The sequence below is a fragment of the Gordonia sp. BP-119 genome, from assembly GCF_016924115.1.
GTDB classification, from domain to species: domain Bacteria; phylum Actinomycetota; class Actinomycetes; order Mycobacteriales; family Mycobacteriaceae; genus Gordonia; species Gordonia hongkongensis.
Genome location: NZ_JAFFZF010000003.1, coordinates 68,698 through 84,232, shown reverse-complemented (window position 1 = coordinate 84,232; position 15,535 = coordinate 68,698). Strand labels below are relative to the sequence as shown.

Annotated in this window: 14 protein-coding genes; 3 read left to right on the top strand and 11 right to left on the bottom strand. The window is 70.1% G+C overall.

Annotated features, from left to right (window positions below; genetic code table 11):
• Nucleotides 1–122: 122 nt before the first annotated feature.
• Complete coding sequence (locus tag JW364_RS03020) at nt 123–1,319, top strand: protein kinase (RefSeq protein ID WP_205333015.1); 1,197 nt, start codon at nt 123–125, stop codon at nt 1,317–1,319.
• A 12-nt stretch (nt 1,320–1,331) separates the two neighbouring features.
• On the opposite strand, the gene JW364_RS03015 is transcribed toward JW364_RS03020, so the two are convergent.
• Nucleotides 1,332–2,723 (bottom strand): class II 3-deoxy-7-phosphoheptulonate synthase, encoded by a 1,392-nt coding sequence (locus JW364_RS03015; protein ID WP_068970557.1) that lies wholly within the window; start codon nt 2,721–2,723, stop codon nt 1,332–1,334.
• Nucleotides 2,724–2,766: 43 nt separating this feature from the next.
• Entirely contained in the window at nt 2,767–3,249 is a 483-nt protein-coding gene (locus JW364_RS03010; RefSeq protein WP_058251695.1) for a polyadenylate-specific 3'-exoribonuclease AS, read from the bottom strand.
• 103 nt (nt 3,250–3,352) lie between these two features.
• Here JW364_RS03010 and JW364_RS03005 point away from each other — a divergent pair, with 103 nt between their 5' ends.
• Complete coding sequence (locus JW364_RS03005) at nt 3,353–4,939, top strand: mannosyltransferase (RefSeq protein ID WP_068970556.1); 1,587 nt, start codon at nt 3,353–3,355, stop codon at nt 4,937–4,939.
• A 326-nt stretch (nt 4,940–5,265) separates the two neighbouring features.
• Here JW364_RS03005 and JW364_RS03000 read toward each other — a convergent pair whose 3' ends face one another.
• From JW364_RS03000 to JW364_RS02975, 6 genes are all read right to left on the bottom strand, one after another.
• Nucleotides 5,266–5,976 carry a 1-acyl-sn-glycerol-3-phosphate acyltransferase gene (locus JW364_RS03000; protein WP_068972097.1) on the bottom strand — a complete coding sequence of 237 codons (711 nt, stop codon included), beginning with the start codon at nt 5,974–5,976 and terminating at the stop codon, nt 5,266–5,268.
• Nucleotides 5,977–6,130: 154 nt separating this feature from the next.
• On the bottom strand, nt 6,131–7,138 hold the full coding sequence (locus JW364_RS02995; protein WP_058253064.1) for an ROK family protein: 1,008 nt from the start codon (nt 7,136–7,138) through the stop codon (nt 6,131–6,133).
• The gene (locus tag JW364_RS02990; RefSeq protein WP_068972086.1) at nt 7,138–7,644 is read right to left on the bottom strand and encodes a hypothetical protein; all 507 of its coding nucleotides are present in this window, start codon (nt 7,642–7,644) and stop codon (nt 7,138–7,140) included. Before JW364_RS02990 ends, JW364_RS02995 begins: the two co-directional genes overlap by 1 nt.
• Nucleotides 7,645–7,845: 201 nt before the next feature.
• The gene (locus JW364_RS02985) at nt 7,846–9,075 is read right to left on the bottom strand and encodes an ArsA-related P-loop ATPase (RefSeq protein WP_068972098.1); all 1,230 of its coding nucleotides are present in this window, start codon (nt 9,073–9,075) and stop codon (nt 7,846–7,848) included.
• 20 nt (nt 9,076–9,095) lie between these two features.
• Nucleotides 9,096–9,533, bottom strand: a complete 438-nt coding sequence (locus tag JW364_RS02980) for an SRPBCC family protein (protein ID WP_058253066.1) — start codon at nt 9,531–9,533, stop codon at nt 9,096–9,098.
• Entirely contained in the window at nt 9,533–9,964 is a 432-nt protein-coding gene (locus JW364_RS02975) for a hypothetical protein (RefSeq protein ID WP_065630040.1), read from the bottom strand. The genes JW364_RS02980 and JW364_RS02975 overlap by 1 nt, the downstream gene beginning before the upstream one ends.
• A 108-nt stretch (nt 9,965–10,072) precedes the next feature.
• Here JW364_RS02975 and JW364_RS02970 point away from each other — a divergent pair, with 108 nt between their 5' ends.
• Nucleotides 10,073–11,881 carry a long-chain fatty acid--CoA ligase gene (locus tag JW364_RS02970; RefSeq protein ID WP_065630041.1) on the top strand — a complete coding sequence of 603 codons (1,809 nt, stop codon included), beginning with the start codon at nt 10,073–10,075 and terminating at the stop codon, nt 11,879–11,881.
• 25 nt (nt 11,882–11,906) lie between these two features.
• Here JW364_RS02970 and JW364_RS02965 read toward each other — a convergent pair whose 3' ends face one another.
• Genes JW364_RS02965 through JW364_RS02955 form a run of 3 tightly spaced genes read right to left on the bottom strand, consistent with a single transcriptional unit; the run spans nt 11,907 to nt 15,474 of the window.
• Nucleotides 11,907–13,031, bottom strand: a complete 1,125-nt coding sequence (locus JW364_RS02965) for a glycosyltransferase family 4 protein (RefSeq protein ID WP_065630042.1) — start codon at nt 13,029–13,031, stop codon at nt 11,907–11,909.
• Nucleotides 13,031–14,428, bottom strand: a complete 1,398-nt coding sequence (locus tag JW364_RS02960) for a hypothetical protein (RefSeq protein ID WP_205333016.1) — start codon at nt 14,426–14,428, stop codon at nt 13,031–13,033. Before JW364_RS02960 ends, JW364_RS02965 begins: the two co-directional genes overlap by 1 nt.
• Before the next feature lie 8 nt (nt 14,429–14,436).
• Entirely contained in the window at nt 14,437–15,474 is a 1,038-nt protein-coding gene (locus JW364_RS02955; protein ID WP_058253141.1) for an NlpC/P60 family protein, read from the bottom strand.
• Nucleotides 15,475–15,535: the final 61 nt, after the last annotated feature.

The following is a 15,535-nucleotide window of genomic DNA, read 5'->3' as shown; positions in this document are numbered from 1 at the left end:
GGAGAAACCGTCGGGTCGCGACGACATGACGAACGGACCCGCGAACGCCCCGTCGGCGACACCCTCCATCGGCATCGTGCCGATGCTCTCGACCGGCCCGGGCTGCAGGTAGATTCGGCAGCGTGAACTCCCCCGTCGACACGATGCTCGGGACCGTCCTCGAGGACCGGTACCGGATCGACGCGCCCATCGCGCGCGGCGGCATGTCGGCGGTCTACCTCGCCGTCGACCTGCGGCTGGGACGCGACGTGGCGGTGAAGGTGATGGACTCCCGGTACTCGGGAGACCCACAGTTCTTGCGCCGCTTCGAGTTCGAGGCGCGCGCGGTCGCCGGCCTCAAACATCCCGGGCTCGTCGCGGTGTACGACCAGGGCATCGACGACGGCATCGCGTTCCTGGTGATGGAACTGGTCGACGGGGGCAGCCTGCGCGAACTGTTGCGCGAACGCGGCCCGATGCCGCCCCATGCCGTCGTCGCGGTGGCCGCGCCGGTACTGGGCGGGCTGGGCACCGCACATGCCGCGGGTCTGGTCCACCGGGACGTGAAACCCGAGAACGTGCTCATCTCCGACGAGGGCGAGGTCAAGGTCGCCGACTTCGGACTCGTACGCGCCGTCGCCGAAGCCGGGGTGACCTCGGCGAGCGTGATCCTGGGGACGGCCGCCTATCTCTCCCCCGAGCAAGTCGAGTCCACTCATGCCGACGCGCGCAGCGACGTCTACTCCATGGGTGTGATGATGTTCGAACTCCTCACGGGCAGAACACCTTTCTCGGGCGACTCACCCCTGGCTCTCGCCTACCAACGTCTCAGCTTCGACGTGCCGGCGCCGGGCGACGTGATCCCGGGGGTGCCGGAGGAGTTCGACGAGATCGTGTTGCGCGCGACCGAACGCGACCCCGCCGATCGATATGCCGACGGCTTCGACATGCAGCGGGCTCTGCTCGCCGTCGCCGACGAACTCGACCTCCCGCCGTTCACGGTGCCCGCTCCGCGCCGGTCGGCCGAGCGTCAGACGGTGTCGCGCTACCGGGGCCCCGATCCCGGCGGCCATGGCACCCGGGTCCAGTCGGTGCCCGGCCCGGCGCGGCCCGCGGACACAGCCACACCCGTGGAGCAACCTGCGGCCGAGCGCGACGACGTCGGCTCCGCGCCGCGTCCGGTGACCCGTCGTACCCCACGGCCGGTGGCCGTCGAGCCCGAACTCATCGGCGGCAGCCGGCTCGGCGCGCTGGTCTGGATAGTCGTCGTGCTGGTGCTGGTCGGCGGCCTCGGCGCCCTCGGATTCTGGGTCGGCAGCACGTTCCTGGCGATCGGCTGACGCCCCGCTCCCTCAGCCGCGCAGCATCTCCGCGACGAGGAACGCCAGCTCGAGCGACTGCTGCGTGTTCAACCGCGGATCGCAGGCCGTCTCGTAGCGTCCCCCGAGGTCGAGATCCGAGATCTCCTGTGCGCCACCGAGACATTCGGTGACGTCCTCGCCGGTCAGCTCGACGTGGACACCGCCCGGATGACTACCCAGCGCGCGATGCACCTCGAAGAACCCCTGCACCTCGTCGACGATGCGGTCGAAGTGCCGGGTCTTGAAGCCGGTCGACGCCTCATGGGTGTTCCCGTGCATCGGATCGCACTGCCAGATGACCTTGTGGCCGGTCGCCTCGACGGCGCCGACGATGGCCGGCAGCACGTCGCGGACCTTGCCGTTGCCCATCCGCGCGACGAGCGTGAGTCGCCCGGGCACGTTGTGCGGATCGAGACGCTCGACGTATTCGACGGCCTGCTCGGGCGTCGTCGTGGGCCCGATCTTGACGCCGATCGGATTGCTGATGAGCTCCGCGAACGCGATGTGGGCGCCGTCGAGCTGGCGGGTCCTCTCCCCGATCCACAGGAAGTGCGCGGAGAGGTCGTAGAGGACCTTGCCGGCACCCTCGGGGTCGTCGGCCAGCCGCAGCATGGCGCGTTCGTAGTCGAGGACGAGCGCTTCGTGCGAGGCGAAGATGGAAGCGGAGTTCAGATTCGAATCGGTGACGCCGCAGGCGTCCATGAACCGCAGGCCGCGATCGATCTCGGACGCCAGGGCCTCGTAGCGTGCGCCGGCGGGTGACGTGCGCACGAACTCGCGGTTCCAGTCGTGCACCCGGCTCAGATCCGCCTCGGCCTGGGTGAGGGCGCGGACCAGGTTCATCGCGGCCGCGGCATTCGCGTAGGCGCGCACCAGCCGGGACGGGTCGTGGGCCCGCACCGCCGCGTCGGCCACGAATCCGTTGACCATGTCGCCGCGGTAGGAGGGCAGCCCCAGGGCGTCGGTGTCGGATGATCGCGGCTTGGCGTACTGGCCTGCGATCCGGGCGACCTTGACCACCGGCATGCTGGCGCCGTAGGTGAGCACGACCGCCATCTGCAACAACGTGCGGATGTTGCCCTTGATGTGCGGTTCGGTGTTGTCGGCGAACGTCTCCGCGCAGTCACCGCCCTGCAGGAGGAATGCACGCCCCTCGGCGACGTCGGCCAGCTGCGCGGCGAGTGTCTGGACCTCGGCGGGCATACAGATCGGCGGGACCGACTCGAGGACGGTCCGCATCTTGCGCGCCTCGTCGGCCGGCCAGCTCGGCTGCTGTACCGCCGGGCGGCTGATCGCGTCGTCGAAACGCGTCTGGAGGTCCCCCGGAAGCGGCGGGAGCTCGGGAAGGTCGTCGATCGGAACGTCTACGGTCCAGTTCACCACCCGTCCAGGGTAGAGGAGACGTGGCCGTGGATTCGTCCGCGGGTCAGACGCGGGCCTTCTCGATCGCCTCCCACCGGCGCAGGTTGTGCCGGGCGTCGCTCAGCGCGTCGTGCGCGTCCGACGGCGTGGGCGGCAGCGCCGGTCGGCCCGCGGCCTCCCAGTGCTGCCGCAGCTCACGGGTGAACCGCGGGATCTCGCGCGGCAGCGCGGTCATGGGACCCCACAACTGGCACAGCACGACATGGTCGTACGCGCCCACCCAGGCCCACAGCTCGATGTCGGAGCCGTCGGCGGTGAGGAACTCGAGGAGATCTTCCCGGATGCGTCGACGGTCCCGCCACGCGGACGACGACGGCGAGGGCAGTTTCGGCAACACGTTGGCCCGCACCCAGTCCCCCGCCCGGCCGGGGTCGAAATCGGTCGACACCGCATAGAACTCGCGGCCGTCCTCACCGACGACCCCGATCGAGACCAGCTCGATGGTGGTGCCGTCCTCGATGAACTCCGAGTCGTAGAAGAAACGCATGGGTCAAGTATTCACACACCCTCCTGCCGACCCGCTCACCGCGCACCGTTTCGCCATACCGCCCTCCGGCTGTCTACCCTGGTATTTCGTGCGCTCCAGGTCCGTGCTGGCGACCGCTCTCCTGGCGGCGTCGATCATCGCGCGGCTCGTCTGGGACACGCTGACCGTGAACGGCAGGAACTTCGTGGACCTGCACGTTTACCGCGACGGTTCGGCGGGTCTCGCCGACGGGTCGCTCTATCTCTTCACCTACGCCGGTGAGACCGACTTCGCCCTGCCCTTCACGTATCCGCCGTTCGCGGCCGTCGTGCTGTACCCGTTGTCTCTCGTGCCATGGGACCTGGTGGCCATCGGCTGGCAGCTCGCGACGTTCGGAGCCCTGTACACCTGCGTCGTCCTCGCCTTACGCCTGTGCGGGTCGACGACCGACGTCTACGCCGTGGCCGCACTCTGGACCGCCCCCGCGATCTGGTGCGAACCGGTCCGGGTCACCCTGGACTACGGCCAGATCAACGTCTTCCTGATGCTGGGCACCCTGCTGGCGGTCACCTGGGCGCGCAGCGACCGCGGGGTGCTCGCCGGCGGCGCACTCATCGGTCTGATGGCCGGGGTCAAGCTCACCCCGGCGATCTCCGGGCTCTGGTATCTCGCCGCCCGCAAACCCCTGGGCGCCCTGGCCGCCGCGGTCGCCTTCGTCTTCACCGTCCTCGGTTGCCTGCTGCTCTTCCCCGACGTCACCCGCACCTACTACGGGACCCTACTCGGCGACGCCGAGCGCATCGGCCCCGTCGAGGCGGTGATCAATCAGAGCCTGCGCGGCACCCTGTCCCGCTTCGTGGGCTTCGACGTGGGGTCGGGCTGGATCTGGATGGTCGGCGTCCTGGTCGCGGTCGTGGTGGCGGTGTTCGCCGGCCGCGCGGTGTCCGACGCGCTCGGCATCCTGCTGGTGGTCCAGCTCTTCGGACTCCTGGTGTCGCCGATCTCGTGGGTCCATCACTGGGTGTGGATCATCCCGCTGGGAATCTGGCTCGTGCACGGCACCGGTTCGCGGCGCCGGGGCGCGCGGGCGGTCCTCGCGATGTGGATCGTGGTCGCGGGCCTCGGGATTCCGTGGTTGCTCCGGGTCACGATCGAGTACGGTCCCCATCCCCCGGCGGCACTCGAGGCGATCTTCGGGGCCGCGTGGCCGGCGGCAACCTTCGTCACCTTCGCCTGGATGATCGCGACGCGCGCCGCGCGCGACGAACCCCGCGACACCCGACCGCGCGACGTCGTCGCCGCGGCGATCGTCGCCGCGGCGATCGTCGCCGACGGCCGGCTGCTGCTGGCGCAGCGGTCCCGTCCCGCCGAACTCGCCGGTCTGTGGGAACTGCCCGGCGGTCGTGTCGAGTCGGGGGAAACCCATGCGGCGGCGCTGGTTCGGGAGATCCGCGAGGAGCTCGGAGCCGAGGTCGAAGCCGGCGAGGGCGTCGGCTCCCCGGTCGCGCTGCCCGGTGGCCTGACCCTGCACGCCTACGTTGCGCGGTTGCGTTCGGGGACTCCGACCGCGCTCGAGCACCTCGCCGTGCGCTGGTTCTCCGCCGACGAGCTACGACACCTCGACGCAGCCGAGATCGTCCCGGCAGATCGCGACTGGATTCCGGAGCTGTGCGCCGTCCTGGACGGCACCCGGGTCGGCGACGCCGGCTGACCGACTGCGGCGGGTGCTCCCCGAGGAGTGCCCGGAGGGCGCAACCAACCACCGCTCCCTGGGAGCGCCCGGAGCTTGCGGAGGGCGCAACCAACCACCGCTCCCTGAGGAGCGCCCGGAGCTTGCGGAGGGCGCAACCAACCACCGCTCCCTGAGGAGCGCCCGGAGCTTGCGGAGGGCGCAACCAACCACCGCTCCCTGAGGAGCGCCCGGAGCTTGCGGAGGGCGCGTCACGAAGGGTCCTGGTGAGATGCGTCGCCAACCCTTCGTGGCTCGTCGCTAGCGCTCCTCGCACCTCAGGGAGCAGAGGGCGGTCAGAGACTTCCTCAAGCGGCGGCGTCGGCCGCCGGGGGCTCGACCGGCGGGGCCTGGTTCTTGAGACTCGCAGCGTAGACGTCGACGTACTGCTGACCCGAGAGCTGCATCAGCTCGTACATGATCTCGTCGGTGACCGCGCGTTCGATGTAGCGGTTGCCCTCCATGCCCTCGTAACGCGAGAAGTTCAGGGGCTTGCCGATACGCACCGACACCCGGGTGGGTCGCGGCAGGATGCTGCCCGGCGGGTTGAACTTGTGGGTGTCGATCATCGCGACGGGGATGACCGGCACCCCGGTGTCCATGGCCAGCCGGGCGAGACCGGTCTTTCCCTTGTAGAGGCGTCCGTCGGGCGATCGGGTGCCCTCGGGGTACATCCCCATCAGCTTGCCCTTGTCGAGCTGGCGGCGTGCCGCGGTGAGCGCACCCTCGGCGGCCTCGGCTCCCGACCGGTCGATGGGGATCTGACCGACCGCGGTGAAGAACCAGCGCTGGAAGCCACCTTTGAGCCCCGTACCGGTGAAGTACTCGTTCTTGGCGAGGAAGTAGATGCGGCGATCCACCATCAGCGGCAGGAAGAAGCTGTCCATCACCGCGAGGTGATTGCTCGCCAGGATCGCCGGGCCGTCGGTCGGGATGTTCTCGTGTCCTTCGATCGTCGGCCGGCCGAGGACCCGCAGGATCGGACCGAGAAAGATGTACTTGAACGCCCAGTACCACATGAGAATCTCCTCGCCGCGCACACCGACCCGATGACCACCGCCGGACAACCGCGCCGCGGAGACCGCGGAACCGAGGAGTGTCCCGACGCCAAGACCTTACCCGCGTCGCACTCTACCGTCCGGCCGGGACCGCTCGGGGTCTCGCCGGGAGCACTCAGAGCCCGGAGACCGGCCGTGTCTCGGGGTGCGGGTCGGCCAGAGGGCGTGCGGCCGTCCGGATCGCCTGTCGCGCAACCTCGGCCGCGCCCACGACGCCGGCGGTCTCGCCGAGCTGGGTACCGCGGATACGCGCGAGCTGACGGTGTCCGGCACCGGTGACCTGGCGGGCGTAGTGCTCCCGGGCCTCGTCGAGGAACAGCCCCGACGCCGCGCCGACGCCGCCGGCCAGGACGATGAGGTCGGGGTCGAAGATGTCGGCGATCATCGCGAGCCCCTGGCCGAGCGACGTCGCGAACCGCGCGAACGCGGCCAGCGCGACGGCGTCCCCGTCGGCGGCCGCGCGGGCGACCCGACGGCCGGTCAGCGACCCGGGGTCCGCGGCGACATCGGCGGCGAGTTGGCTGCGCCCCCAGTCGCCGTCGGCGAGCAACTCGACCACGGTGTCCACGAGTGCGGTGCCGCTGCAGTACCGCTCCCAGCAGCCGCGTTTGCCACAGGCACAGGCGCGCCCGTCGGGGACGATCGTCAGATGTCCGAGTTCCGGTGCGACGCCGTAACTTCCGCGGTAGATCTCCCCGTCGATCACGAACCCGGCGCCGATCCCGGTCCCGATCGCCAGGACGACGGTGTTGTGCCCACGGGCCGCCGCGCCGAACCGCCATTCGGCCACCGCGGCGGCGTTGGCGTCGTGTTCGGCGAAGACCGGGATCCCGACGCGGCGGGTCATCTCCTCGGCGACCGGCGCCTCGCGCCAGGGCAGATGCGGCGCGAACCGGACGATGCTGCGGTCGGTGGTCAGGAAGCCGGCGATCGCGAGCCCGACCGCCTTCGCGTCCCAGCGCGAGGTCAGTTCGCCGACCAACCGGTCCAGGCAGTGCTCGAGCGCGGCCGCGGTCGGCGGGGTCTGCGCGCGGAGGGTGTCGAGCATCGTCCCCCGGTCGTCGACCACCGAGGCGCGCACGCTGGTGCCGCCGATGTCGATGCCGATCGTCAGGTCGCCCATCAGTTCTCCTGCCCGGGGCCGGGTTCGGGGGGCGGCGTGGCCCGCCGTGAGGCATCACCGCGTCGCGGTGTGCCGGCCTCGCGCCCGGCGGCCGGTCCGTTGAATCGCACCGCGATCGGTTCGTACTGGCGTGGTGACGCCGATGAGGTCGGCGACGAACGCAGCGCCTCGGCGATGGCCTCGAGTACGGCGATGACCGCCGCGATCAGCCGGGCGACCAGATCGCCGATCTCGGCGAGCAACGAGGTGATCTCCCCCGACGCCCCGGAGAGCGCATGCCCGAGCGGACCACCGTCGGCGAAAGCGGCGAAACCGGGGCGCGTCCCCGTTGCGTCCGCACCACCGGCGGTGGCCGACTGCGGAGCCGGCGCGAAGAGCGCGGCCAGGTGGTCGATCTGGGCGGCCAGTCCGAGCAGCAGGTCGCGCACCGGATCGGCGGGTCCGTCGCGACGTCCGTCCGCGGACCCGTCACCGGCCTGCCGGAACGTCTCGTCGTCCGTGCCCATCGCCCACTCTCCCCTTCTCCCGGCCCCGCGCGAACACCCACCCGCGTGTCTGTCGTCGGGGTCATCGGCACCGTACCCTGCCGTCTCGAACGGTGCGGTCTGGCGAACGTACCCCGCCCGGGCGGAATCATTCCACCGTCGCCGTCCCACCTGGCCGTCGGGAACTGGGCGGCGTCGACGTACCGGGGCCGAGGAACCGGCTCAGTTCTGCGGCCGGGGCCACACCGCCGGATCGGGGACGAAGCCGATGCCCAGGGTCGTGCCGTCCCAGTCGGCGTCGACGACCGTGCAACGTCGTAGCATCGACGGCAGCCGCACCGGATGGCGGAACCCCGCAATCGTCACCAGGAGGTCGTCTCCGCTGCGCCCGAGAGCCAGCGAATCCGGATCCGGTAGGCGCTGCGGCCACGACAACCGGTACACCGGACCGGCCGGCTTGCCGCTCACGCGCCCCTGGACCGCCTCGACCTCGGCCGCGGCCGAACCCCGGGGGACGCCGTGCGGTGCCGGCAACGAGACCGAGAGCTTGCGGAGCCGCGCCATGCGATCGATCGCACCGGACGATTTCTCGACCACCTCGACGACGACGGAACGCGAACCGTCGGAACCGGCGAGTTCGGCCCGCACCATGTCCGCGACCTCGGCCGCCGGTTCGGCGCCGACGCCCGCGTTGACCTGGACCGAGGCCAGCGGCAGGCCCATGAGGTCGGCGGCGGCGAGATGGTGGCCGGTGAGTCGTCGGCTCCGGTCGTCGGCGGCGAGAACGAGGTGCACCGCCACCGCATGCGGATCGGCGAACAGTTCGGCGATGTCGAGGCAGTCCCGGTCGATGGCGTCGACCGCGGCCGTCAATTGCGCGACCATCGGACGCTCGGAAGCGATCGCGAGGCGTCGGTGACGCGGCCAGAACCGGTTGAGGGCCTGGCTGAGAACTGCTCCGCCACGGAGGAACTGGAGTGGGTCACCACACCCGGAACAGTCGACGACGATCCGCTGCCACCGGCCGCTGATCGCCTCGTCCCGGATACGGCGCAGGAGCAGGAAGTCGTCGATCCCGGGCAACGAGGTGAGCTCGGCGGCGTCGATCCCGGCCAGGGTGCCGACGCCGGGCAGGACCGTCTTGCTGCGGCTCACGGTGTGCTCGAGCACCTCGACGAACGCCGACCATGTGCGTTCGGTGAGGTCCAGTCGGTCCAGGGTCAACAGGTGCAGGTATTTGGACACCGCGACGGGCTCGCCGGGCCGGCGGTACACCCGTGCCCAGTCGGGAACCGGCGACCAGCGGTCGACGGTGATGAGGAGCGTGTCGGATTCGGCTGCCGACAGGCCCGACCGGGGCACGGCCCGGGCCGACCGGGAGGTGCCGGGACGCTGGGTCGCACCGGCGGCCGCGACCGCGGAGACACCGGAACCCCCCGGCCCGAGCACGATGTGGATGGGTGTGAGATCGATCAGCCTTCGACCCTCTTCTTGAGGTCGTTCAGCGCGGCATCGGTGATCGCCTTCTCGGCTCGCCGCTTCAGCTGGCCGATCATGGGCACCTGCAGGTCGACCATGAGTTCGTAGGTCACCTTCGTCGATCCCGGGACCTGTTGGGTCAGCACGTATCGTCCGCGCTGATCCTTCTGCAGATCGCTCGACACCAGGCGCCACGACACCGCGGGGGCGTTCCGATCCCATTCGTAGGCAAGCACATACGTGTCCTGGAGGACACCGGCGTCGAGCACGAACCGGACCTCGAGGGCGCGGCCGGCTTCATCCGTGCGCAGCACCTCGACCTCGCGGGCGGCGGTCACCCACTCCGGGTAGTGCTCGAAGTCGGCGATGACGGCGAGGATGGCGTCGGCGTCGGCGCCGATGACGATGTCGCGTTCGGTGTGGTCGGCCATCACCGCATCCCGGCCGACTCAAGACCGGCGGCGGGACCACCGACGACGCGGCCCTTCTCCAGCAGTCGTTTGACCTCGAAGGAGACCTCTTTGCCCGTCACGCGGCGCAGCTTGTTCTCCTCGGCCAGCACGTCGGCGCGGGTGCGGGGGTCGTCGGGCAGCGGACCGGTGGGTTCGGCGTGGAGGAAGTAGTGGAGCACGAAGCCGTCGAGGACCGCCTCGTTCCAGATCTCCATCGTCCCCGACACCGGACCCGCGACCTGCCAGCGCACGCCCTGCTCGCCCCGGTCCTCGGTGACCGCCAGACGCAGGTCCGGCCACCACCGGCGCCAGTTGGCGGGGTCGCCGATCACGGCGGTCGCCAACGGCGGCGCCGCGGCGACGAAGACCTCGTCGGCCACCTGGATGCTCGTCACGCCCACTAGCTTCACATACTCGTGTCGGCGCAGGGTAGTGCACCCGAAACCGACGTCGCGATGAGTCCGATTCCGTGTCGGGGATACGATTCGGTGACTGATGTCTACTGAAGGGTAACCACGATGGGCGAGTACAGCGTGCCCGCGAAGTTCTCGATCGGCGACGACGAGAACTGCACGAACATCATCTTCGGCCTGGCGCAGCGATCACCGCAGCACATCGTGTTCCGCCACAAGCAGGGCGACCGGTGGGAGCCGGTCACCGCCGCCGAGGCCGCCTCCCGCATCTCCGCCATCACCAAGGGCCTGATCGCCTCCGGCGTCAACCCCGGGGACCGGGTGGCGCTGCTGTCGCGCACCCGCCTCGAGTGGAATCTCTTCGACTTCGCGATCTGGTCCGCGGGCGCGATCACCGTGCCCATCTACGATTCGTCCTCCGCCGGCCAGATCGAATGGATCATGCAGGATTCCGGTGCGGTCGCGATCGTCCTGGAGGACGACGGACATCGCGCCGAGTTCGAGTCCATCGACTCCCTGACCACGCCGGTGACCGTCTTCCAGATCGACCGCACCGACGGGCCGGGTGCCGTCGGCGAGCTCGTCGCCGCCGGTGCCGACGTCCACGACGACGAGGTCGCGGCCCGCCGGGCCACCGTCAGGGCCGCCGACCCGGCGACGCTGATCTACACCTCGGGGACCACCGGACGGCCCAAGGGCTGCGAACTCACCCACGCCAACATGCTGTCGGAGGTGCGGGCGGTCCTCGCCGGCGACCTCCTCGATCAGGTCATCGCCCGCGACGAGAAGCGTCTGCTGATGTTCCTTCCCCTCGCCCACGTGCTCGCCCGGGCCATCACGCTCGTCGCCATCGAGGCAGGCATCGAGGTGGGACACACCAGCGACATCCCGAACCTGGTGGACGAGTTCGCCGTCTTCAAACCGTCGCTCATCCTGTCCGTGCCGCGCGTGTTCGAGAAGGTGTACAACACCGCCCGGCAGAAGGCCCACGACGGCGGCAAGGGAAAGATCTTCGACGCCGCGTCCGAGACCGCGATCGCCTACTCGCAGGCGACGGAGAAGGGGCAGGTCGGTCTCGCGCTGAAGGTCAAGCACGGCGTCTTCGACGCGCTCGTCTACAAGAAGCTCCGGGCCGCCCTCGGTGGCGAGTGCCAGATGGCGATCTCCGGTGGCGCGCCGCTCGGCGCCCGCCTGGGTCACTTCTTCTCCGGCGTCGGTGTGCCCGTCTACGAGGGGTACGGCCTGACCGAGACCACGGCGGCCTTCAGCGTGAACACCCCGTCGGCGTCGAAGATCGGCAGTGTCGGGAAGCCGTTGTCGGGCAATGCTGTTCGGATCGGCGATGACGGAGAGGTGCTGCTGCACGGCGGTGTCGTCTTCACCGAGTACTGGCAGAACCCCGAGGCGACCGCATCCGCGGTCGTCGACGGCTGGTTCCATACCGGCGACCTCGGCACCGTCGACGCCGACGGCTTCATCACCATCACCGGCCGCAAGAAGGAACTGATCGTGACCGCGGGCGGCAAGAACGTCTCCCCCGCCGGACTCGAGGACGTCATCCGCGCCAACGCCCTGATCTCGCAGGCCACCGTCGTCGGCGACGCGAAACCGTTTGTGGCCGCCCTGATCACGATCGATCCGGAGGCGTTTCCGGCGTGGAAAGAGCGCACCGGCAAGCCGGCAACCGCGACGGTCGCGGACCTCGCCGACGACGCCGACCTGCGCGCCGAGGTCCAGTCGGCCGTCGACCTCGCCAACAAGACGGTGTCACATTCAGAGGCCATCAAGAAGTTCCGCATCCTGCCGACCGACTTCACCGAGGAAACCGGCGAGATGACGCCGACCCTCAAGGTCAAGCGCAACGTCGTCGTGGAGAAGTTCGCCGGCGACATCGAGGCGATCTACCAGCGGTGAGCTCCCCGCCGGCGCCGGTTGCTCCTCAGAGCAACTGGCGCAGGCGGGCCGCCATCTGGCTCCACTGCCAGTTCTCGACGACGTAACGCCGTCCGGCCCGGCCCATCTCGGCCGCGGCCGCGCGATCACCGAGGATCGCCAGGATCGCCAGGGCGACCGCGTCGACATCGGTGCCGTCGACGGCCGTGCCGGTGACCCCTTCCTCGATGGTCTCCGGCGCCCCACCGGACAACCCGGCGACCACGGGCACGCCCGACGCCGATGCCTCCAGGTAGACGATCCCCAGGCCTTCGACGTCCAGCCCGCGTCCCCTCGTCCGGGACGGCATCGCGAAGACGTCCGCGATGTTGTGGTACGCCGCGAGGTCGTCGGCGGGCACCGAGCCGGTGAAGATCACATGGTCGGCCACGCCCGTGTCGGCCGCGAGGTCGCGCAGGGTCTTCCCGTAGGGACCACCGCCCACGATGACCAGCGTCGCGTCGGGGATGGTGCGTCGGATCAGCGGCAGGGCGCGGATCAACACATCCTGGCCCTTACGGGGCACCAGCCGCGACAGGCAGAGGATCGTCGGACGCTCCCCTAGGTCGAGATGTTCGCGAAACCGCTGTCGCAGCACCGAATCCGGGGCGAACCGCTCGGTGTCGACGCCGGGGGGCAGGTGTTCCAGGGCCGCGCGGGCGCCGAAGGCCGACGCGAACCGGCCGCGGGTGTATCGGCTGACGAAGGTGATCACATCGGTGTGGCGGCCGATGTGCCCGAGCACCTGCCGCGCGCCCGGCAGCATCGACCACCCGACCTCGTGACCGTGCGTGCTGGCGATGATCCGCTGGGCGCCCGCGCGACGCATCGCCGGCGCCAGCACGGCCAGCGGCGCGGCCGCGCCGAACCACACCGTCGAGATCTGTTCGCGGCGCACGATCTCCGCGGCACGCCGCGCCACGAACGGGGTGGGGAGCATGAGCGTCGTCGGGTGCCGGTACACCCGATACGGGGCGGCCGCGTCGAACTTCTCGTGCGAGTCACCACGCCAGCGCGGCGCGTAGACGACCACGTCCTCCGGCGGCAGCAGGTCCACCAGATTCTGCAGGTAGGACTGGATCCCGCCCGGACGGGGCGGAAAGTCGTTGGTGAGCAACAACGTTCGAGACATCAACGGGCCTGCACTTCGAGCCACCGCTGCCACCCCGCGACCAGTTCGGCACGCGTCAGCCCGAGACTCGAGGCGATCGCCGTGTCCTGCGCCGCGGGCAGGGCCGACGCCGCGACCCCCATGTACATCTTCTTCAGCCGCGCCTCGTCGAATCGATCGGCGACGTAGGCGGCCAGCGACCACGCACTCTGATAAGCCACCTGTGAAGTCTGACCGTCCATCGCGAAGTCGGTGTCGGCGGGTGGCCCGGTCGGAACTCGACCGGCACGCACGGACGCGATCAGGTCGGGTGCGGCATCCGCGATCCTCGTGTGAGTCCCTTTGCGCCCGACGTATTCGGCCACGCCCTCGGTGATCCAGAGCGGCGCGTCGAGCGCGGTGTGAACGCGGGCCGCGACATGGGTCAACTCGTGCCGGAGAACCACCGCGAGCGTCGGTGCGGCGAGTTCCCGGGCCGCCGGGGTCAGGATGATGCGCTGTCCGGTCGCGGTGCGCTGGACCAGGTCGAGGCTGCTGAACACGGTCGCGGCCGCCGCGGTCCCGGTCGCCGCTCGGCCCTCGGGTACGAGGGCGGCGAACTCGTCGTCGGTCGCCGTGGCGACCACGACGGCGCGGCGATCCCAATCGTCGCCCCAGAAGTCACTGACGGCATCCACCGCCCCGGGCAGCTCCCGCTGCAGCGTCGCCACCGTCGAAGACGTTCGGGGATACGAGGCGACCACCGACGTGCCGCCTGCGGTCGCGGTGTTGGCCACCTGGAGTCCGGGCAGCTCCCACATCTGAGTGGGTGCGGATTCTCCTCCCAGGGCCGTGGCGTCTCCGACGAGGCGCCAGGCCTCGCCGTAGCGGGCGACCACGAACTGGGTGCCGACGACCACCTCGGCCTCGTCGACTCCCGGGACCCCCTCGCCGCCGAGCGCATAGCGCAACTCCACCGGAGCGACCCACGAGTCCGAACTCCCCCCGGCATCGAGGAGCACCTGCAACTCACCGGGTACGAGCACCTCCGCCTCTTCGGTGGGCGCAAGCTGATAACCGAACCGTGCGAGCCGCAGGGTGCCGCTGCCACCGTTCCGCGGCGTGAACCGGCTGGGCGCGAAACCCGCGGCGGCCGTGACGAATCTGTCCTTGAACGCCGGGGTGGCAGCGGTGTCGACGAGGGTGCCGATCGCCCGCACATCCCCGGAACGCACCGCTTCGGTGAGCGCGTCGAGCAACCGCGTCACGCCCGCCGCTCGATCACGCTCGTAGACGTTGACCGCGGCGCTCGACGACACGGGCGCGGCGGACGAGCCGGGCCCGTCGGGCACGTCGCCCGTGCCGCACGCGGTGGCAACTGCGATGACCAGAACGACCACGGCCGAGACGAGGCCGGCGCGCCCGCGCGGTGAGGTCACCGGTGGGACTAGAACCGGCGGGCAGAGTTGTACGGTCCGGCCTCGTCGAGCGGCTCGACCTTGACCGGCACACCGAAGGTCGAGGCGTGGATGACATAGCCGTCACCGACGTACATACCGACGTGATGGGCATCGGGATAGTAGATGACCAGGTCACCGGGCTTGAGGTCGTTCTTCTCGACCGGCTGACCGCCGGCCATCTGCGCCTGGCTCGATCGCGGGATGGTCTTGCCGGCCTGCCGGAACGCCCACACCATGAGTCCCGAGCAGTCGAACGAATTCGGTCCGGTGGCGCCCCACACGTAGGGGTCACCGATCCGGGTGAGGGCGGCGTGGGTGGCGATCAGTCCGGCGGCGGTGCCCTTGGGCACCAGTCGCGGATCGAAGTCGAAGGTCGGACCGCGCAGAGCCGCCAACTGCTTGCCGGTCATCGACTTGTAGATCGACCGGATCTGGATCGCCTGGAGCTGCAGGTCGGCTTGCTTCGTCTGGAGGTCACCACGGACCCGTTCGGCGCGGGAGACCGCCTCGGAGGCGGCCACCGCCGTGCGCTCGGCATCCTTCTTCGCGACAGCGGTCCTGGCCCGTACCTTCTTGATCGCGGTCAGGTCCACCGACGCCTGACGCGAGATCATGTCGAGACCCGACATCTGGTCCAGGAGCGCCTGCGGGGAGTCGCTGACCATCACGGCGTACAGTCCGCTGACCCGCGCGCCCTGATAGCTGGCGCGGACGATCGCGTCGACTCGGTTCTGGTGCACGGCGAGCTGGGCGCGGCTGGTGTCCAGCGTCTGCTGCGCCTCGGCCGCGGCTTTCTTGGCCGCCGCCACGATGCCGCGCTGCTTGTCGTACTCGATCTTGGCGTTGTGCATCGCCTCGGTGGTCTTCTCCGCGTCGATGCCCAGTTGCTTGTAGCGGTCGAGCAGCTGATCGGCCGAGCGCGCGGGCACCGCACGGGCGTCCCCGACGCCGCCGGCGACGGTCGGTGCCAGAACGGCGAACGCCGACAGGACACAGAGCGCCACCATCAGCGGACCCGAACGCATCCTCGGCCGCATCGCGCGACCACGCCCCTCCCCGATCAGCACGGTCTACTCACTCCCTCGT